The organism is Nostoc sp. (genome assembly GCF_036918245.1).
Classification (GTDB): Bacteria; Cyanobacteriota; Cyanobacteriia; order Cyanobacteriales; family Nostocaceae; genus Nostoc.
This window is the reverse complement of record NZ_JBALEF010000016.1, coordinates 1-20,023: the sequence shown is the minus strand read 5'-3', so window position 1 is coordinate 20,023 and position 20,023 is coordinate 1. Positions and strand designations below refer to the sequence as shown.

The 20,023-nt window shown below is 43.3% G+C and carries 12 protein-coding genes and 1 pseudogene; 9 read left to right on the top strand and 4 right to left on the bottom strand.

Going from position 1 to position 20,023, the window contains the following annotated elements; genetic code table 11:
• The first annotated feature begins 190 nt into the window (after positions 1-190).
• From kdpB to V7L12_RS02790, 3 genes are all read left to right on the top strand, one after another.
• Entirely contained in the window at positions 191-2,296 is a 2,106-nt protein-coding gene (kdpB, locus tag V7L12_RS02800) for a potassium-transporting ATPase subunit KdpB (protein WP_335081951.1), read from the top strand.
• 336 nt (positions 2,297-2,632) lie between these two features.
• On the top strand, positions 2,633-3,235 hold the full coding sequence (gene kdpC / locus V7L12_RS02795) for a K(+)-transporting ATPase subunit C (RefSeq protein WP_335081949.1): 603 nt from the start codon (positions 2,633-2,635) through the stop codon (positions 3,233-3,235).
• An 85-nt stretch (positions 3,236-3,320) separates the two neighbouring features.
• Positions 3,321-4,547 (top strand): universal stress protein, encoded by a 1,227-nt coding sequence (locus V7L12_RS02790; RefSeq protein ID WP_335081947.1) that lies wholly within the window; start codon positions 3,321-3,323, stop codon positions 4,545-4,547.
• Between the two features lie 4 nt (positions 4,548-4,551).
• Here the strand turns inward: V7L12_RS02790 and V7L12_RS02785 are convergent, their stop codons facing one another.
• Positions 4,552-6,051: a carotenoid oxygenase family protein gene (locus V7L12_RS02785; protein WP_335081945.1), complete on the bottom strand. Its 1,500-nt coding sequence runs from the start codon at positions 6,049-6,051 to the stop codon at positions 4,552-4,554.
• A gap of 120 nt (positions 6,052-6,171) precedes the next feature.
• Positions 6,172-7,584 carry a folate/biopterin family MFS transporter gene (locus tag V7L12_RS02780; RefSeq protein WP_335081943.1) on the bottom strand — a complete coding sequence of 471 codons (1,413 nt, stop codon included), beginning with the start codon at positions 7,582-7,584 and terminating at the stop codon, positions 6,172-6,174.
• A 304-nt stretch (positions 7,585-7,888) separates the two neighbouring features.
• Between V7L12_RS02780 and V7L12_RS02775 the strand changes: the two are divergent.
• Positions 7,889-8,464, top strand: a pseudogene (locus tag V7L12_RS02775) (serine/threonine protein kinase); the annotation flags it as partial.
• Positions 8,465-8,952: 488 nt separating this feature from the next.
• Here V7L12_RS02775 and V7L12_RS02770 read toward each other — a convergent pair.
• Positions 8,953-9,075 (bottom strand): hypothetical protein, encoded by a 123-nt coding sequence (locus tag V7L12_RS02770; RefSeq protein WP_335081941.1) that lies wholly within the window; start codon positions 9,073-9,075, stop codon positions 8,953-8,955.
• Between the two features lie 1,292 nt (positions 9,076-10,367).
• Here V7L12_RS02770 and V7L12_RS02765 point away from each other — a divergent pair.
• From V7L12_RS02765 to V7L12_RS02745, 5 genes are all read left to right on the top strand, one after another.
• Positions 10,368-13,178 carry a beta strand repeat-containing protein gene (locus V7L12_RS02765; protein ID WP_335081939.1) on the top strand — a complete coding sequence of 937 codons (2,811 nt, stop codon included), beginning with the start codon at positions 10,368-10,370 and terminating at the stop codon, positions 13,176-13,178.
• Positions 13,179-13,795: 617 nt separating this feature from the next.
• Positions 13,796-14,608 carry a class I SAM-dependent methyltransferase gene (locus tag V7L12_RS02760; RefSeq protein WP_335081936.1) on the top strand — a complete coding sequence of 271 codons (813 nt, stop codon included), beginning with the start codon at positions 13,796-13,798 and terminating at the stop codon, positions 14,606-14,608.
• A 600-nt stretch (positions 14,609-15,208) separates the two neighbouring features.
• The gene (locus V7L12_RS02755; RefSeq protein WP_335081935.1) at positions 15,209-16,405 is read left to right on the top strand and encodes a hypothetical protein; all 1,197 of its coding nucleotides are present in this window, start codon (positions 15,209-15,211) and stop codon (positions 16,403-16,405) included.
• Positions 16,406-16,466: 61 nt separating this feature from the next.
• Entirely contained in the window at positions 16,467-18,983 is a 2,517-nt protein-coding gene (ptsP, locus tag V7L12_RS02750) for a phosphoenolpyruvate--protein phosphotransferase (protein ID WP_335081932.1), read from the top strand.
• A gap of 141 nt (positions 18,984-19,124) precedes the next feature.
• Positions 19,125-19,376, top strand: a complete 252-nt coding sequence (locus V7L12_RS02745; RefSeq protein ID WP_335081930.1) for a hypothetical protein — start codon at positions 19,125-19,127, stop codon at positions 19,374-19,376.
• A gap of 58 nt (positions 19,377-19,434) precedes the next feature.
• Here the strand turns inward: V7L12_RS02745 and V7L12_RS02740 are convergent, their stop codons facing one another.
• A complete protein-coding gene (locus V7L12_RS02740) occupies positions 19,435-19,824 on the bottom strand; it encodes a hypothetical protein (protein ID WP_334825077.1) in 390 nt (129 codons plus the stop codon).
• Between the last annotated feature and the right edge of the window lie 199 nt (positions 19,825-20,023).

Genomic DNA, 20,023 nt, shown 5'->3' with positions numbered 1-20,023 from the left:
CAGTATCTGATTTTTAACTGGGTAATTACCCAGAGCCAAAGTTTTTATTCATACTTTTTTCCTCCTCCCTACTGCCTTATCTTATAAATTATCCGGTTTCGTAGGATGCGTTAGTAACGCATCCTACAGTTTGGATATTTTTTTATTAGAAGTTCCTATAACTCCTAACTTCTCACTGCTAACTTTATTTATGAATCAAGTGGCAACTAACTTCAAAGCTAGACGCCCAAGTTCTCGTTCTGGCGATCGCCGCCAAAAACGTAAAAAGACCAGGGCAAATAATAAGTGGCTGTACTTAAGGGCAATTAGAGATGCTTTTGTCAAGCTCAACCCTAAGTATGCAATCAAAAATCCAGTAATCTTTGTGGTTTGGGTAGGGACAATCATCATCCTATTGCTAACGATCGATCCCAACCTATTTGGCCCAGCCCTTCAAAAGAACCCGCAACTTTTCAACGCCTTGTTGTCGGGGATTTTATTCTTTACAGTTTGGTTTGCCAATTTTGCCGAAGCAGTGGCAGAAGGACGGGGTAAAGCCCAAGCCGATGCCTTGCGGTTAACAAAGTTAGAGGCGATCGCTAAAAAACTTGCTGCCGATGGCACACTTAGTGAAGTTTCATCCACCAGCCTTAAACAAGGCGATACCATCTACGTCGTTGCTGGCGATATCATTCCCGCCGATGGTGAAGTCATCATGGGTGTTGCCTCAGTAGATGAATCGGCAATTACTGGGGAATCCGCACCAGTATTAAAAGAATCAGGCTCCGATGTTGCCAGTTCCGTCACTGGTGGGACGCGGATTATCTCAGATGAACTAATTATCCGTATCACTACTGACCCAGGCAAAGGCTTTATTGACCGAATGATTACCTTGGTAGAAGGGGCAGAACGCAGCAAAACACCCAATGAAATTGCTCTCACGGTATTGTTGGCAGTTCTCAGCTTAGTGTTTTTATTAGTCGTAGTAACCTTGCCTGCACTTGCTTACTATGTCAACAGTCCAGTCAGCGTCCCAATTTTAATTGCCTTATTAGTAGCGTTAATTCCTACCACCATTGGCGGCTTACTAAGTACCATCGGTATTGCTGGTATGGATCGAGTTGCCCAATTTAACGTCATTGCCACATCAGGACGAGCAGTCGAAGCCTGTGGTGATATCAACACTTTACTTCTCGACAAAACAGGTACAATTACCCTCGGCAACCGTCTGGCGGAAGAGTTTATTCCCCTCAACGGTCATTCAATGTCGGAAATTGCCAATGTTGCCTGGGCAGCTAGTGTCTTTGACAATACACCAGAAGGTAAATCCATTGTCCGATTGGCAGAAAAGTTGGGCGCGCGGTTTGATTTTGACTCCAGTCAGGCAGAAGGAGTCAGTTTTTCCGGCAAAACCCGGATGAGTGGCACGAACTTACCTGGTGGGTATGAGGCCAGAAAGGGAGCAGTAGAAGCTATTAAAGGATTTGTCCGTTCTCGCAACGGACGCGATACACCAGAAGTGGATGCTGCCTACGAACAAGTTTCTCGCCTGGGAGGTACACCCCTAGCGGTTAGCCTAGATAACGAAATCTATGGGATTATTTATCTCAAAGATATAGTTAAACCTGGTATCCGCGATCGCTTTGAGCAACTGCGAAGGATGGGAGTGCGTACCATCATGCTAACTGGAGACAACCGAATTACCGCTTCTGTGATTGCCAAAGAAGCTGGGGTTGATGACTTCATCGCCGAAGCCACACCAGAAGACAAAATCAGTGTCATTAAACAGGAACAAGCCGCAGGCAAACTGGTGGCCATGACGGGAGATGGAACTAACGATGCTCCAGCATTAGCCCAAGCTAACGTCGGCGTGGCGATGAATACAGGAACGCAAGCGGCAAAAGAAGCCGCCAACATGGTCGATTTGGACTCCGATCCCACAAAACTGCTCGATATCATTGGTATTGGTAAACAATTGTTGATTACTCGCGGGGCATTGACGACATTTTCCATCGCTAATGATATTGCTAAATACTTTGCAATTATCCCAGTGATATTTGTCGCTGCTAATCTGCAAAGCATGAATATTATGAATTTGACTAGCCCTAAATCTGCTGTACTCTCAGCACTGATCTATAATGCTTTGATTATTCCCGCTTTGATTCCCTTGGCATTAAAGGGAGTGCGGTTTAGACCGCTGACAGCTAATCAGTTACTCCAACGCAATATCTTAATTTACGGCTTAGGTGGGGTGATTGCGCCGTTTATTGCAATTAAATTGATCGATGTACTGATTACACTTGTGGGCTTGGCTTAAGGATAGCAAAAGTAGAGACGCTGGCAAACGAGTGCATCTTGACCATAAGTAAAATAATAAACATTTTTACTTTTACCTATTGAGAGGGGGAACAAGAAGAATATGAAGAAACATCGTTTTCACTCAGCACTGCTTTGGCGATATCCTTTGTTTAGTCGCAATGGCATAAACAAAGGATATCGCTCGCTATTTTTATCTTGCTGTGCTTGAATGTGGTAACTCACCCAGTTGTTTATGCTGTTGCTAACAGCATCTTGTAACGTCCTGCTAGGTGGGCAAAAGAATTAAAAATTAAAAATTAAAAATTAAATTCTAGGCGCAATTGGAAAACTTTTTATGGCTATTATTCGAGAAACCATCAGAGCAATTTTTATAACTCTAATGCTTTGGTTGTTGACTGCAATCATCTATCCGCTGGTAATTCTTGTAGTGGGCCAAGTTTTTTTGCCCTATCAAGCTAATGGCAGTATCATGCGGAATCTAAATAATGAACCAATTGGTTCTGCTTTAATCGGTCAGGTGTTTACATCTGAGCAATATTTCCATTCTCGTCCTAGTACTGTTAGATATAGCCAAGGGAAAAAAGCCAAGCCAACTGGCATATCTGGAGCTAGTAATCTCGCTGCCAGCAATCCAGAACTACTGAAGCGGATTTTAGAAGAGGCAGAAAAATTACAAGAGGAAAATCTTAAACCAATAGCTGATACAATTTATACCTCTGGTTCTGGTTTAGACCCGCATATTTCCTTTAAAGCAGCACGGCAGCAATTGACGCGGGTTGCTGGTGCGCGGGGAGTAAAAGAAGAGGAGATCCTACGTTTAATTAATAAGTATACTGATGGCAGATTTGTATGGATTTTTGGCGAACCGGGAGTCAATGTTCTCCGATTGAATTATGCTCTAGATTTGCAAGATATTAATCGTCAGCAAAATCAGTAAATGGGCATGGAGCACTTGTACTGAGCGTAGTCGAAGTATGGGGCATTGGCAATGATGGTTTTCCCATGCAATAGGAGTGCTATAAATGTCAGATAATACTAATATTGGTTCGGCTGGGAATGCGCCTTTAAATTCTGCAAGTTACTCGCTTTATCCGGCACGACGACGGGGTAAACATAAAATCTTTATTGGCATGGCTCCTGGAGTAGGCAAAACCTACCAGATGCTGGAAGAGGGACACGCATTCAAACAGGAAGGAATTGATGTTGTCGTTGGGCTTTTGGAAACCCACGGACGTAAGGAGACAGCCCAAAAGGCAGAGGGACTGGAAATTATACCCCGTAAGCAATATCCTCGCGGTGAGTTGACGCTGACGGATATGGATACAGATGCTATTTTAAAGCGATGTCTAGCGACAAGCCGCTTCTCTACGTTCGCGCAGCGTGTCGCAGACAGACGCTCCGCGAATGCGTCTACGCCCCAATTAGTTTTAATCGATGAACTTGCCCATACCAATGTCCCTGGTTCTCTACGCGAAAAGCGCTACGAAGATGTAGAAGTAGTTTTGGCAGCCGGGATTGATGTCTACTCCACAATGAATGTGCAACATTTGGAAAGTCTCAACGATCTAGTAGCCAGAATTACAGGTGTGGTAGTCCGTGAGCGGGTTCCTGACAGAATTATGGATGAAGCAGATGAAATAGTGGTAGTAGATGTCACGCCGGAAACACTACAAGAACGGCTATTAGAAGGGAAGATTTACGCACAGCCCAAAATCCAACAATCCCTCGATAATTTTTTCCAACGCCGTAACCTGATTGCTTTACGGGAGTTGGCTTTGCGGGAAGTGGCAGACAACGTGGAAGGAAATGCGATCGCCTCTACTCCCAACGGACAATTTTGTAATATTCACGAGCGCGTTTTGGTGTGTGTATCTACTTATCCCAACTCAGTGCAGCTGTTACGCCGGGGTGCAAGGTTGGCTAACTATATGAACGCGCCGCTTTATACCTTGTTCGTTGCCGATCCAGAACGCTTCCTCACCAAAGAGGAAAGCTTACACATCCACACTTGTGAGAAACTTTGTAAAGAATTTGAAGGTACTTTTCTTCGTGTTACTAACGGTAACATCGCCAATGCGATCGCCCAAGTCGCCGAGAAACATCGGATTACCCAAATTGTAATTGGTGAGAGTCAGCGATCGCGCTGGCAAATGCTCCTCAAAGGATCTTTGACGCAAAAATTGGTGCGCTTGCTCAAAAACATCGATTTGCATATTATTGCCAGCGAAAAAATAGTTTTACCCAAATAGGGGATCAAATTTCCACAAAAACCTCAGAAGTAAAGCTTCCATGCAGACCATAGGGGATGTGATGCTTGAGATGTAGCCGCGCGATCGCTCCTTTAGAAAAATCACTAGCATCTAAAATTACCAAATCTGAGCGGTGATGGGCAGCATCATAAACCAAAGCTAATACCCAACCATCATCTTCCTTTTCAGAACCTGGGCGCGGGACAAAAATCGGTTCACCTACAAAACCACGGGGTGCAGCACTCCAAAGTTGTCTTTCTCCAGACTCTAAATCAATTTTCAGCAATGCTTGTAAGGGAGCATTCCCAGTGTTTGCATGAGCTGCACCTATATATAGATATCGATAAGAGTGTCCCACATTCGCCGGATGTATGCTGGGAAATTCACAACAACGCCCATCAATCAATTCCTGCCGTACCGTCCCATTCTTTAGATTCAGACAAAATCGCCAAAGTTGCCCAGGTGAAGAAGCTTCAAAATCAACTTGTCGAAAATCGCTTTTGGGTTCCACTTCTGGTAAATTTTGGTAACAAATGGAGTCAATCAAAACTTCCTCTCCTACCTCAAAAGCATTAACGTGGTGGAAGACGAAACCCGACTGAGTTTCCAAAAATTTTATCTCTTCTTGCCCTTCTTTGGGGAAGCGGGGAATAATTAGAATTTGAGTTGGCTGATTTGGCTGAAATTTGATACATTCTCCCGCCGCACGTATTCCCAAGGCGAAAGGTATGGGATTAAATGTGACAGGATTTTGAAAGAAGATGCAGTAATTGCGAGTAATGACAAAATCGTGGATGAAACAGAAACCTGGCACACTATGAGCGTGCTGTCTGACAATTTTACCTGCTGAGTTTAGCTCGAAAATAGTAATTATGGTAGATAATCCCGGCTTAATCGAGAAGTTTACCAGGCAAGGTGCGCCCCCATCTTGGTTACAATTCTTTTCCACGCGGGGATGTGCAGCGAAAGCTTCACCTGCTGACAAAACACCGTTAAAATATTCATTACCCAATGTTTCAAGAGTATAAGGATCGAGGCGATGTGCTTCAGCCCCTTCCCACAGTGCTAGCAGTTTACCACCCCAATAGATAACATTTGTATTGGCGATATTTTTGAGTTTGAAGTCAAAGATATTAGCTAGCCAACCGCCGGGTTTTTGAGTGCCAAAAGTACCGCGATAGAGAATTTTTCCTGCCTTTTGCTCTGCCAAATAGCCAGTTGTGTGGACAAAGCGATTGCGAAAATGGGCACGACCGTTCGTAAAGGTAATTTTGCTAATCATTCCATCCCCATCAAACGGGTGATGAAGACGTTGCCCATTCACATCCAGCAAACCAGGGCCATTTCTAAACAGCGTACCTTGTAATTCTCTGGGAATTTGTCCTTCTATATCATCAATCCAATAATCAAACTCTTGGGTGAGAGATTGATATCCTCCTTGCCAGTCTGCACGGGTGTAGGATTTTTCTGTAAGTAGGTTCTCTTGACTTTGAAAACTCTGCATATACTTCATTTTTTCTTGTTATTTTGCACGAAGATATGTAGCTGCTCCAAATAATTTCTTTGCAGCTTTACTATAACGGGAAGGCAGCGCACTCACTTATTTAATGTGATAGTTATTACACTATTCCACTATTTCCGACTCCGGTTCTCTAAGTATTAACTCAGACATCAAATCTGGCAAAAACGCTTGTTCGTTATCTTTGGGTGTCTCAGTTTGCTCCTCAGCAGGTAGCCAGTTGATAAATGGTAAGGGTAACAGCGTACTGAGGTTAGTAATTACCACCAAGATCCAAAGTGACTCAAAGTTTGTTGCGGTAATCCCCAGCCAATACGTGATTAATGCCCCAAATGCATGGGAAACTGTTCCGGCTGAATTATAGATTGACATTAACAAGGCAAATAACGTCGCTTCTACACCAGAAGGACAAAGCCTTGCTGCTAGCACCATCACTTGCATAAAGGCAATTTTCCCCATCACAGTCAGAATCAGGCTATCACCCAAACTAAACCAGTGGTCATCTATACCCAATAGCCTGTTTGTGTGAGTCACCAACAACAGCATCGTCATCCCCAAAATTGACGAAAGGACTGTACTCCAAGCAAAAATCACGCGAAAAGGGATGTTTTTGAGGAAACGTTGAAAAATCCAAACACCTGCCAAAGAAGCGAAACTTCCCACCAAGTGTACTCGCCCCAAAAATTCTGGTTCAAAGTGGAGTTCGTTGGTAGTGAAGTAGAAAAAGGCTGAGTCAGCATTTGGGGTAGCTTGCCAGATGAAGATAAACGCCGTTGGTAGCCAAATTGTTTTTTGGCTAATGGCTTGGCGTAGCTGCCCCAGTTGATGTTTGATTGGTAAAGAGTTGGTCTGCTCGCTATCTTGAGCATCTTTGCTAACGGGGGACTCAGCGATTAACCAAGCCACTCCTGAAACGATCAGCGGAAATAAAGCGGTAATTCCAAAGACAGTACGAGTAGTAAAGTATTGGAGCAGCAGACCGCTAAAGTAGGCTGTTATTAAACCTCCGATCGCAGAAGCACCCCAGCACAGAGATTGTAGTGAACCAGCTTTTGCTTGCGATTCGCCTCTGGCTCGTTCCACAACTAGCGAGTCAACTATGACATCACTCATGGCGACGGAGAGAGAGCCAAGAGCGATCGCTAATGTAGCTGCCCAGCTAGTATGAACTATTGTGGCCAGACTGATCCAAGAAGCAGTTCCCAATATCCCGGATAAAATCAAGTAAGGACGGCGACGATAGCCAAATATAGGCAAGCCATCAGAGATAAAACCAAACACCGGCTTGATCATCCAAGGTAGGAAGACAATTCCCAATAGTGCCGATACCTGGACTGGACTCAGGAGTAGTTCATCTTTGAGAAAAAAGCTAACGGCTAGACGCGATAGCCCTAAAATTCCTTGGACAAAGTAAACGGTGAGAATTGCAATTAACTCTGCATTCGGTTCATTACCCAAGAAGAGTTTTTGTGTTAATGAGTCTTTGACCTTGGACAAGCCAGATGATTGATCTACCATTCGATAAATATTTTTTAAATTTTGTTTACTTTTCTATCATATCGATTCTTAGGAGGTGGGTTTTTTCTAACCTTTTTCCTTTTGTTTCTTCTTTGAGTATTATTTAAGGCTTTTCTAACAACTTTTCTTTCTTCTAGCAAGATGTTCTCGTTTCTGACCGGCTATTCGCCTTTGAATTTGGGACATCAAATACAGTTCTATCTACTGCGATGATTTGCCTCTATTAGCTGTATCAAAAAACACATATAAGTTTGCGTTACTGATTTGGGAACAATAAATTCAGAAATCACCAGCGTTTAGCAGTATGGTCAGCAGCATGGTCAGTATTCCCGGATACGACATAACTAAAGAAATCTACAATGGTTCCAGAACTCTAGTTTATCGGGGGTATCGAGAAACTGACTCATTACCTGTAGTAATTAAACTGCTAAAAAATTCATATCCCAGTTTCAGCGAACTGTTGCAGTTTCGCAATCAGTACACAATTGCCAAAAATCTTAACTCATCTGCGATCGTCCAAACCTACAGCTTGGAGGCGTATCAAAATGGTTATGCGTTGGTGATGGAAGATTTTGGTGGGATTTCTCTCAAAGATTATTTTGCTTCTTACCAGACGCTAGATATCGGGTCTTTACAAGAGTTTTTACAAATAGCGATCGCTCTGTGTGATGCATTAAATATTCTAATTCATCATCGGATTATTCACAAAGATATTAAACCCGCCAATATTTTAATTAATCCAGAAACTAAAGAAGTTAAGTTAATTGACTTTAGTATTGCATCTCTGCTGCCACGGGAAACTCAAATCCTGATGAGTCCTAATGTATTAGAAGGGACACTCGGTTATTTGTCTCCAGAGCAAACTGGACAATCTGACCGAGATCAATTAGCAGAGTTAAATTTGCTGGCTGGGCAAAAAGCCAAACTATCCACTGCTTATACGAATGCAATAGAATATATCTGTTGCGGTATTCAACTATTAAGAACAGATAGCTGGCAACAACAGTATTCACTCACATTAGCTTTGTATGAAGAAGCTGCTTCGGCTGCCTATCTTATGGGTCAGTTTGACCAGGTAGAAGAGTTTGTTGAGCAAGTGCAACAACATGCTAAAGTCTTAAAAGATCGGGTGAAATCGATTGAGATTCAAATCCAATCTTATTTAGCTCAGAGTCGTTTTGATGATTCGATTCGGACTGCGATCGCACCAAAGTTATCCAACTGCTATGCGGTCAAGCCGCCATTTCTCTAGAGAATGCCCATCTTTATCAAGAATACCAAAATTATGCTCTTCAACTAGAGCGATCGCTGCAAGAACTTGAGCAAGCCCAAATCTCTTAGTTTGCGATCGCACGAGCCTTGAAATAATCAGAGTTCGTGCATTACGCCAATAACGATCTCGAACAGTTCGCGTGCAGATATACCACCACTACCTTCGCCAATGGGGATTCGCAATGCACCCAGCCGTGAACGAGGGATCGGTTCGACCACATCATAAGGAAGGATGCGATCGCGATCGTACCCTTATAGTTAGCATTGCTAGAAGAAAATAGCACCGACTGAGCTTTGAAATTGCATTCTTTTTTCAAATTGGCATGATCAAACAAATCCATTATTTAATACGCCTTCATTCCCTGGCGACTGTTATTTTTAATAAAAATCTATTTTTGTTCAAAATCTACTAATATAGTCCAGTTTCAGATCCACCGTCCTCAGTAGTTTCTATGCGATGGCTAGGACGGGCTACGCCTACGCTACGAAGGTATATTTGGTGGAGATAGTTATCCCTAAGTAGCTCTTGATAACGTGCCAATGCTCCGGTGCGATCGCTTTCGACTCCTGTAACTCGTCGTCAGAACCTCACAGTATAACCCCAGGTTTCAAAAACTTTTATAGCTTGCTTGTCTACTAAGGAGACGACACGCTACACGAGCAGATAAAACAACTGTTTAGCTGCTGTTTAGCTGCTGTATTTTTATTATTAGTGGCTATCAAGATATGAAGAATACATAAAGATAAGTACTGACATTATACTGGTCGGCAAATAATATGAAGAGTATGCAAAGATATGTCTTTAAGTGTGGACATCTCAGTAAATGTTCAGATATGGTTATCAAAGTGTTATTTAGATGTTCCCTATTTTTAAGCTACACACCCACGGGCAATAGCTCACAACGACTGTATAAAAATTCTTTCCCTATCAGAAGTGAATTATTCTCTATATTTACGACAGTAGGGCTTACGCTTTGATAAAAAATATGAAGTGTGGGTTTTAGGCATTCAAGCTTGATTTTTCGACACTTTGTCAGTGATGGCTGGGTTGATCTGCCGGATCAAGGATGATAAAAAAGCGTGAAACCATGTGTTTTCCTAAATACACGCTCATAAATATGTACAGTGCTTAAGACTTAGATAGTCGTAACTAGCATTATTAACGCGTACACAAATAACGGATGAAAAAGGGAATAGGGAATAGGGAATAGGGAATAGGTAAAGAATTTAACTTTGAACCTCCTGCCCTTCGGGTTCGGCAGTCCCCCATCGACGGGAACCGCCAAGACGGGGGCTGCCGAACCTCCTACTTTTTTCAAGTCAGTTAGATAAGTCCTACTTACAAGCTCATCAATAGGGTAAATCTTCGAGAAAATTGCTAGCCCTCAAGGGTGACATAAAAGTATGTCGAAAGCGTTAACTCTCGGCGATTTCTGTGTGTCCTTAAACAACATTAACAACAAGTTAATAGCTGAAGTTACTCAAAAAATCGATTCAGGAAGATAAAAGTTATGGTGAATATCATTGGAACCAACGGTAAGGATACTCTACTGGGTAGCCAGGACGCAGATACAATTAACGCTAAAGTAGGTGATGATATCATCGATGGCAAAAATGGCAACGACCTTTTAAGCGGTGATGCCGGAAATGATACCCTCATTGGTGGTGCAGGGAATGATACTCTCCTTGGTGGTACGGATAGCGACTCCCTGCGTGGTGGTACAGATAACGACTCCCTGCGTGGTGGTACTGGTAATAACCTGCTGCGGGGTGATGAGGGAAATGACACCCTTGATGCTGCCTATTCTTCTGGAAATAACATCCTTAGTGGAGATGCTGGGGATGACTACCTTGATATTAGCTATTCTGCTGGCAACAATACGGTTTCAGGCAAAGACGGCGATGATTCCTTTTACGCCAATGAAGTCCAGGGTAGAAACACTCTAAATGGAGGCGCTGGTAATGACACCTTCTATTTGTCCGCCTCAAAAACTGCCCCTTCTTCCTTAACGACTCAAAGCGTAAATGGAGAAACTGGTGAGGATTACTTGTCTGTATATTACACCAGTGCTACTAAAGGAATCACTTCGAGTTTCGATGCTGCTACTAACACTGGCTCGATTAGGGCTGGCACAAATCAGATTTACTACAACAATATCGAACAATTAGAAATTAGAGGTACAACCTACGCTGACTTTATTGTTGGGAGCAATGGCAACGATTTACTCTTCGGAGGCAGTAGTGGCAATGATTTAAATTATGGCAATGATACGATTTTTGGCGGTGAAGGTAACGATTACTTGAATGTTGATTATTCAACAAGCGATAACATCCTTAACGGTGGTGTTGGTAACGATCAATTCAGTGCTACCTCTTCAACAGGCGATAACATCCTCAATGGAGAAGATGGCAATGATAATCTCTCTACGTCTAAGACAGATGGCAATAACACCCTCAACGGTGGTGCTGGTGACGATCAATTAAATGCTAACTTTTCAACAGGCGATAACATCCTCAATGGAGGAGATGGCAATGATTCTCTTAGTGCCTCTCGCGACTACGACTATTCCGCCTCTTTTACCTCCGGTAATAATACTCTCAATGGTGGTGCTGGTGACGATCAATTGAGTGTTAACTATTCAACGGGCGATAACATCCTCAATGGGGGGGATGGCAATGATTCTTTCTTTGCCTCTGGCTACTACGACGACAAAAAAGCCTATGGCACGTTTGGTAATAACATTTTCAATGGAGGGAATGGTAATGATTCCTTCTCTTTCGTTTTATATACTTCCCCATCTTCCTTAGCGACTCAAACAGTAGATGGGGGGACAGGTAACGATTTGTTGAGCGTTTCGTATATCTATCCTAGTGAGGGAATCACAACAACATTCAATGCTACTACTAACACTGGCTCGATTAGGGCGGGCACGGATCTGATTAACTACAAAAATATTGAAGGATTACATATCTCAGCTACAGTCTACAATGACTTGATTGTGGGGAGCAATGGCAACGATACCATCTCGCTCTACGGAAGTAGTAGTGGCAATGATACTATCGATGGGGGAAAAGGTGATGATTTATTGGAAGCCTATTGTTACAGTAATTCTAGCAAAGGTGAGGGAATCACAACGACATTCAATGCTGTTACTAACACTGGCTCGATTACATCAGGCACGAATCAGGTTAGCTACAAGAATATTGAACGATTAAATATCTCAGGTACAGCCTACGATGATTTGATTGTGGGGGGCAATGGCAATGATATACTCACCGGAGGCGATCGCGGCAAAGATACCATAGATGGAGGGAAAGGTGACGATTTGTTGTCCTTCTATAACTATTCTATCGGCCAGGGAATCACAACGACATTCAATGCTACTACTAACACTGGTTCGATTACAGCAGGCCCGAATCAGGTTAGCTACAAAAATATCGAACAATTAAATATCTCAGGTACAAACTACGATGATTTGATTGTGGGGAGCAATGGCAACGATACCCTCGCTGGGGGACGTGGAAATAACACGATTCTCGGCGGTGCAGGTAAGGATTACTTGAGTACTGACTACTCAAATGGTAATAATTCGCTCTCTGGTGGTGATGATAATGATTCTCTTAACGTCTCTGGCTCCTACGATGACTACCGAGGCGATTTCTATCTCGATGCTATCTCTGGTAAGAACACCCTCAATGGTGGCGCTGGTGACGATAACTTAGTTACTAACTACTCATCAGGCAATAACCTACTCTCTGGGGGCGATGGCAATGATACTCTGACAGCCGCTGGTTCAGCCTCCTTATATTCCTCGTACGGAGCTTATACTGTCTCTGGGAATAACACGCTCAATGGTGGTGCTAATGACGATCGCTTGATTGTTGACTATTCATCAGGCAATAATCTACTGGATGGAGGCGATGGTAATGATACTCTCACAGCCTCTGGCGCTTCTGGTAAAAACACCTTCAAAGGTGGCAAAGGTAATGATAACCTCTATGGAGGATCTGGTACTGATACCTTTGCTTTCAATAGTTTCAATGAAGGTGTTGATAGTATTTATAACTTCAACGCAACTAATGAACTGATTCGGGTATCGGCTGCTGGTTTTGGTGGCGCGTTATCATCAGGTTTACTCTCAGCTAGCTCTTTTACCCTTGGAACATCTGCAACAAAGATCGATCAGCGATTTATCTATAACAACACTACAGGTGCACTATATTTTGACCAAGATGGCAGTGCGGGTGGATTTACTCAGGTACAATTTGCACAACTATCTGGTGGAGTGTCACTAAGCCAAAACAACTTTCTAGTTGTTTAATCCTCTACGCCACAGTCAAATAAAAATCTTCAGAATGCGAGGTGCTATATTAAGCACCTCGCATTCGATTCATTAATGGAATTATTAAACCACGCGGTAGAATAATTACTCCAATCAGCGCAAATGGCGAGGCGATGTGCTACCGCCCAGACCCTTTTTGGACAAACCCAGATGATCCACACATCTCAACTGCTGCTAAAACATTAATTGAAGGTTCAACGCAGTTGTTTTATAAAGTAAATACACTAGTAGCACCGTTCACTCCCTAGCTAAAGTGGCTTACAAACCTAGTCATTCAATTCCTGATAGCTTGCATAGAGTAAACTGTCTTGGCGCGTTGGTACATTACTAGAGATGACAATATTTTTTTGTTAACGCCTTCATCTGTGGTTTGCCCAAACCGCCCATTTTTTCTAGCAGACTCTGTACAATTTACATATAGCTATCGTTCCAGTGCTTGTTTGTTCTAATCAGTACCCTAATGGATCGATAGCTTTCTTGTAGATTGGCTCAATTAAAAACTGTCCGAAGTATTGCTCTATTGTATTTGCAGTTTATTTCTCGTTCCCAGACTGGAAGGAACGCCAATAACGAGTCTAAGTAGGAGATGTTTATTTATGCCGAGATGGAACGCAGAGAAAAAACAAGCGTATCGAACCGAGGTAATTCAACGCATTACCGCAGCGATGCCCTCAGTAATGCAGGAATATGCCTCAATTAATTGGGCGGAGGAACTCAAAGGCTACCGTACCGACCATGAATATTACCCTGACTACATCCACGCTCCCATTCATGGGGTAAGCGATTCCTACACCAACCCTCAATCGTGCTTAGGTTGGGATGCTGCTATGGATGCCATTATTCCCCTCAGCCACAACGTTAGTTGCCAGCAGTTGCGCGAGAAAATGGCTGAACTAATTCCTCAAGACACTCAAATTGAGACGGTGCTAGAGCTTGGTGCAGGTACGGCTGGTGGAGCGTTAGCCCTGGCACAGCGGTTTCCACAGGCCACTTTTCACGTTACTGATGTTTCCCCTTACATGCTGGTGATTAGTCAGCACAAGTTTAACAAGGCTGGATTTAGTGAGCGGGCTGACTTCGAGCAGGTGGACGCTCGTAACACTGGCTACCCTGACAACTCCTTTGATCTTGTCACATCGTCACTACTCTTGCACGAGACACCTAAAGAGTGGACGCCTAAGATTCTTAAGGAGATGTACCGCATCACCAAACCCGGTGGTTGGATACTATACGCTGATACCTATCGGGGTGAATACGCCCTGAGTGCTTCTTTTCAAGAACCGTGGTTGGATGACTTTATCCATTTCAACTTCGAGTACGAGTTTGCGAAAGCAGGTTTTACAGAACTCAATTACATCCGCTATGCCGTGGGTTTGTGGTATATGGTTGGCCGTAAGCTAGAAATGTGAAGACAGACAAAACAATAGACCTCTTACACAAATGCAAAATTCGCCCACCCTGCGGGATATTGCTACATCCCCCAACCCCTTCTCCCAATTTTGGGAGAAGGGGAGCCAATTTCAAAGTCCCTCTCCCAAGCTTGGGAGAGGGATTTAGGGTGAAAGCTCATTGATTCATGCAATAAGTCTAATCACAACAGAAGTTAGCTCCGCCTCAGAAGAAGTTTTTTCTAGGCTAACGAGTGTTTCACCTTTTTTGTACTCGCTGACCATCTTTGACTAGAATCTCGTTGACAACACCATGAATCGGAGCCTGAATTTTTTTGACTGCACCCTGTGGTTCTAACTTGCCAGTAGCATGAATTGATTCATCAATTTGGAAGACTGAAGCCCAAATTACTGTGAAGGTGCTAACTCCAACAATAGTCCAAGCGATCGCTTGATAATAGCTAATCGAAAAAATTGATAAATTCTTCCCATTTTAATTGCCAAATCTGAAATTGAAACAACCCAATACTATACCACAAAATATTTATGCAATAGTTCTATTCAGGTAAGTTGGTAAAATGACGTAAACGCCATTTTTTGTGGAGTTGCGATCGCAAGACGATGAATGCTCTAATCAATTTACTACTTTTTTTGCTGCCGATTCTGAGTAGCTTTTGGATTGCCCAAACTTTCAATCCTTTATCGTCTTATCAGCCTCTCCAAGCTGTAGACGGTGCAGCTTTATATCAAAAACAATTAACGAATGGTAACGAAGCGTATTTACAAGTTATTAATCTCCGCAAAATGCACATAGACCAAATTATCAAAGAGGTAGATAATATGGGTCTAAATGAAGGGAAGTATTATCAAGGAGAAGGTGGACATTACAGCCCTTTTTTCCAAAATAAGTTGTTTTCTGAAGTTACAGACGAATATCAAAAACTTTATGCAAACAACGTTTTTTCGATGATTAATTGTTCTTTCTTTGAGCAATATAAATCTAGTACTCAATTATCTTTTCCAATTAAACTCAATGGTATAGTCATCACTGGCGGTACTAGCCCCTATGGCCCAATCAAGGAACCAAAAGATAAATATTATCGTAATATTCGCCTCAAGACTTTAGTCTGGGATGATAAGCAGGCATATATTACCGATTACAACCAAGCTAGTGGTGCGCCTCTTAACCAAAAAGCAGTCAAGAATGCGATTGTTACTTACCGATATAGCGATCATCCAGCGAAAGTCTTAGCCCAAAACCAAGCGAATAAGTATCAAGTCATCAGTACTCTGAACAAAGATGGTGTTAAAGGTGACGAGTTGTTATTGATTATGACGGTGAACCAAGCAACTCTGGATGAGGCAGCCGATTTATTACGGAAATTAGGAGTCAAAGGCGATATCATTACCGTTGACGGCGGTAAATCAACTTATTTGTTCAATTCCCAGAAGGGAAACATTATTGTTCCCCAACTGTCTAATCTGCAAGAAAATCCTACTTTCCGACACCTACCTCATTATCTGGGATTCCGTAAGAAAAGCAAAAATCAGGTTGCGCCAAAAATCTTGATCAGTCAACCAGTTGGTAAAGTACTTCCAAAGAAGGATCAACCTTTTTTAATATTGTGGCAGGATAATTTTGACGGTGATGTCTCGATTAAGTTGTACGATGGGGACAAACTTATCCAAAACATTTCTTCCCGTACTGCTAGCGATGGAGTTTATGAGTGGACACCACGTATTTCCATGAAAGAAGGCTATTTTATTCGCATTTCTAGCTGGAAAGACCGGAATATTTTCGGGCAGTTGCAATTGTAGCAGAATGGGAAAATGAAATGGGTAACTAGCTAAACGCAAACCTCTCAACAAGGTTGACGGTGTGGCCGCGATCGCAATTGTTCTCGTTTCTCACAGTAAACAACTAGCTTTGGGTGTGCGGGAACTCGCCGCGCAAATGGTTCAGGGCCAAGTTCCCATTGCTGTTGCAGCAGGTATTGAAGATTCTGAAAATCCATTGGGTACTGATCCGATTCAGGTTTATGAGGCGATCGCTTCTGTTTTTTCTGATGATGGTGTCTTGGTGTTAATGGATTTGGGTAGTGCTTTGCTGAGTGCGGAAATGGCAATCGAGTTTCTGCCAGAAGCACAGCAGGAGAAAGTGTATTTGTGTGAAGCACCTTTAGTAGAAGGCGCGATCGCTGCTGTAGTGGCGGCGGGGGCTGGTGGAGATATTCACCAAGTTATGGCGGAAGCACGCGGCGCCCTCTTAGCAAAAGCAACTCAATTGGGTGTAGTTAGTAGGCCGTTGTCTGTTGTTAGCCCAATAACAACCAATATAGAATCGCCAACGCCAGAAATCCAGCTGATTGTGAGCAATCGCTTAGGATTACACGCCCGCCCCGCAGCCCAGTTTGTCGCAACCGCAGCCCGGTTTCAATCCCAAATTCTGGTGCAGAATTTAACGAGAAATACTGAGCTAGTCAGGGGTGACAGTATTAACCAAGTCACAACTTTAGGGGTGCGTCAAGGAGACGAACTGCTGATTACTGCCACTGGTTCTGATGCAGATGAGGCACTGGCAGCATTGCAGGGATTATTTGCCAATAACTTTGGTGAAGATAATGTTGCCTTGAATCATCCATCAGCTTTTCACCATAAAGTTACTCCAGCAACTCACGGCGAACTTTCGGGAATTGCAGCTTCTGGTGGAGTAGCGATCGCACCTGTTGTTCATTATCAACCTACTCACATTGCTATTACGGAATACCACGTAGACAATCCTGATGCAGAGTGGCAACGATTACAGGCAGCGATTAACACTGCCCGACAAGAAATTCAAGCAGTTTTCTCACAAGCATCTCTGCAAATTGGTGACGCTGAAGCCGCCATCTTTGATGCCCAACTACTATTTTTAGAAGATCCAGTACTGTTGTCAGCGGCTCATCAGCGCATTTTAGATAACCATATAAATGCTGAAGCAGCTTGGCAAGCTGTAGTCGATCAAGTAGCGACTTCCTACCGCGCACTTGAAGATTCTTATCTGCAAGAGCGAGTTGACGATGTTGTGGATGTCGGGCAAAGAGTGCTGCGATTACTAGCTGGGAATGCTGCGGCTAACCTGCATCTTGAGTCACCTGCAATTTTGGTGGCGACTGATTTAACCCCCTCAGATACCGCTGGACTAGATCCGACAAAGGTGTTGGGAATTTGTACAACTTCTGGTAGCGCCACTTCCCACAGTGCAATTATCGCCCGGACGTTGGGTATTCCGGCAGTTTTGGGAGTAGATGCCCAGGTGTTGCACTTGGCTGATGGTACACTGATGGCACTTGATGGTGAAAGTGGCAGAGCTTGGGTAGAACCAGAATCAGATATCCTGGATTTACTGGCAGCAAAGCAAGAAGCTTGGCAAACTGCCCAACAGGAAGCACAAGCTACGGCACATCAGCCAGCGATTACTCGTGATGGTCGGCAAGTTAGCGTCTTCGCCAATATTGGTAGTATAAATGATGTGCAAGTTGCTGTGGCTAGCGGTGCAGAAGGTGTGGGACTACTCCGCACTGAGTTTCTGTATTTAGACCGAATAAGCGCTCCAACTGAAGAAGAACAATTATTAGTATATCAGGCGATCGCCCAAGTTTTAGATAATCGTCCGCTAATTATTCGTACCCTCGATGTCGGTGGTGATAAGCCACTTCCCTATCTCAGAGTAGGGTTTCCAGAAGCTAACCCTTTCTTAGGTTGGCGGGGAATTCGTTTCTGTTTAGATCATTTGGATTTGTTCAAAACTCAGTTACGGGCAATTTTGAGAGCTAGTGTCGGACACCAAATTAAAATCATGTTGCCAATGATTTCTACGGTGACAGAGGTGCGTGCAGCTAAGGTGATTTTGGGTGAAGTGCAGGCTGAACTAAATCAAGCTGGTATTTCCTTTGATGCAGCGATGAAAGTCGGAATTATGGTGGAGGTTCCGTCAGCAGTAGCGATCGCCGATCGGTTAGCTACTGAAGTAGACTTCTTTAGTATAGGGACTAATGATCTGAGTCAGTACGTTATGGCTAGCGATCGCACTAATCCCCGCGTGGCAAATTTGGTTGATGCCCTACATCCAGCCGTATTGCGAATGGTGCAGCAAACTGTCCAAGCTGCCCATACAGCAGGGATTTCGGTAGGATTATGTGGAGAATTGGCAGCAGATACTTTAGCAACACCAATTTTATTAGGTTTAGGGCTGGATGAATTGAGCGTGAATCCCCAAAGTATACCTGGAGTGAAACAGGCGATCGCTCGGTTAAGTATAGCTGAAAGTGAAGCGATCGTGGCATCAGCATTACAACAAGATTCCGCAGAGCATGTTAGAGAACTAATCTCAACTTCAATTACTTCCCCTGCATAATTTAGTTATGCTAACCACAGTCAATACACCCCACCCCCAGCCCCTCCTGAAGAGCCTACGGTGTACATACAAGTTCTAAAAACCTAGCTTGATGAGGCTTAACTCATTCTTATACAAAGCATGGGAACCAGAGAAATAGCATTGTTAGTCGATACAATGCCATTGTTAGTCGATGCAATGCCATTGTTAGTCAATGCAATGCCATTGTCAGTCGATGCAATGCCATTGTTAGTCAATGCAATGCCATTGTTAGTCGATGCAATGCCATTGTCAGTCGATATCAATGCCATTGTTAGTCAATGCAATGCCATTGTTAGTCAATGCAATGCCATTGCAGGTCAAGAAACTTGTGTGTACGCCGTAGCCCAAACGGGGAGGGGAGACAAAGCATAGCTTTGGCGGGGGTGGGGTTCTTCAGGTTTAATAAATAATTAAGCGGACATGATATTAGTTAAAATCTTATTCCCAGTTGCCCGTTAAAGCCACGAATAGAATTGTAACCAGCACCGACAAAAACGTTATTAGTAGCACTTACCTGAACGCCACCTGAAACTGCAACGCCTTTATCCTCTGAATAAAGTCCGACTCCTACATAAGGTGAAATTACAGGCAAATTGATAAATTTTAAAACATCTACTCCCGTAGCACCATCAGCACCAGTTCCTATTTCAACTCCGAAATTCAAAGCCCTAGCTCCGACAGCATAAGTTATATCACCATCTTTTCCACCGACTGAAACCCAAGGTTGCGGTATCAGTTGAGCCGATGCTTGACTTGGGACAAATAAAGTTAACAAAGATATAGATGTAATTAATGTTTTAGCAATAATCGCTATTTTCACGTTGTTCTCCGATTAATTTTTTTTAGGACTTATACCGAATGGTACTAAGTTAAGATACATCTCTTGCCCCGACTTGTTCCCAGGCTGGAGGCTAGGAACGAAATAACAAATGCGATCGCCGAATCAACAAATGCGATCGCCGAATCAACAAATGCGATCGCCGAATCAACAAATGCGATCGCCGAATCAACAAATGCGA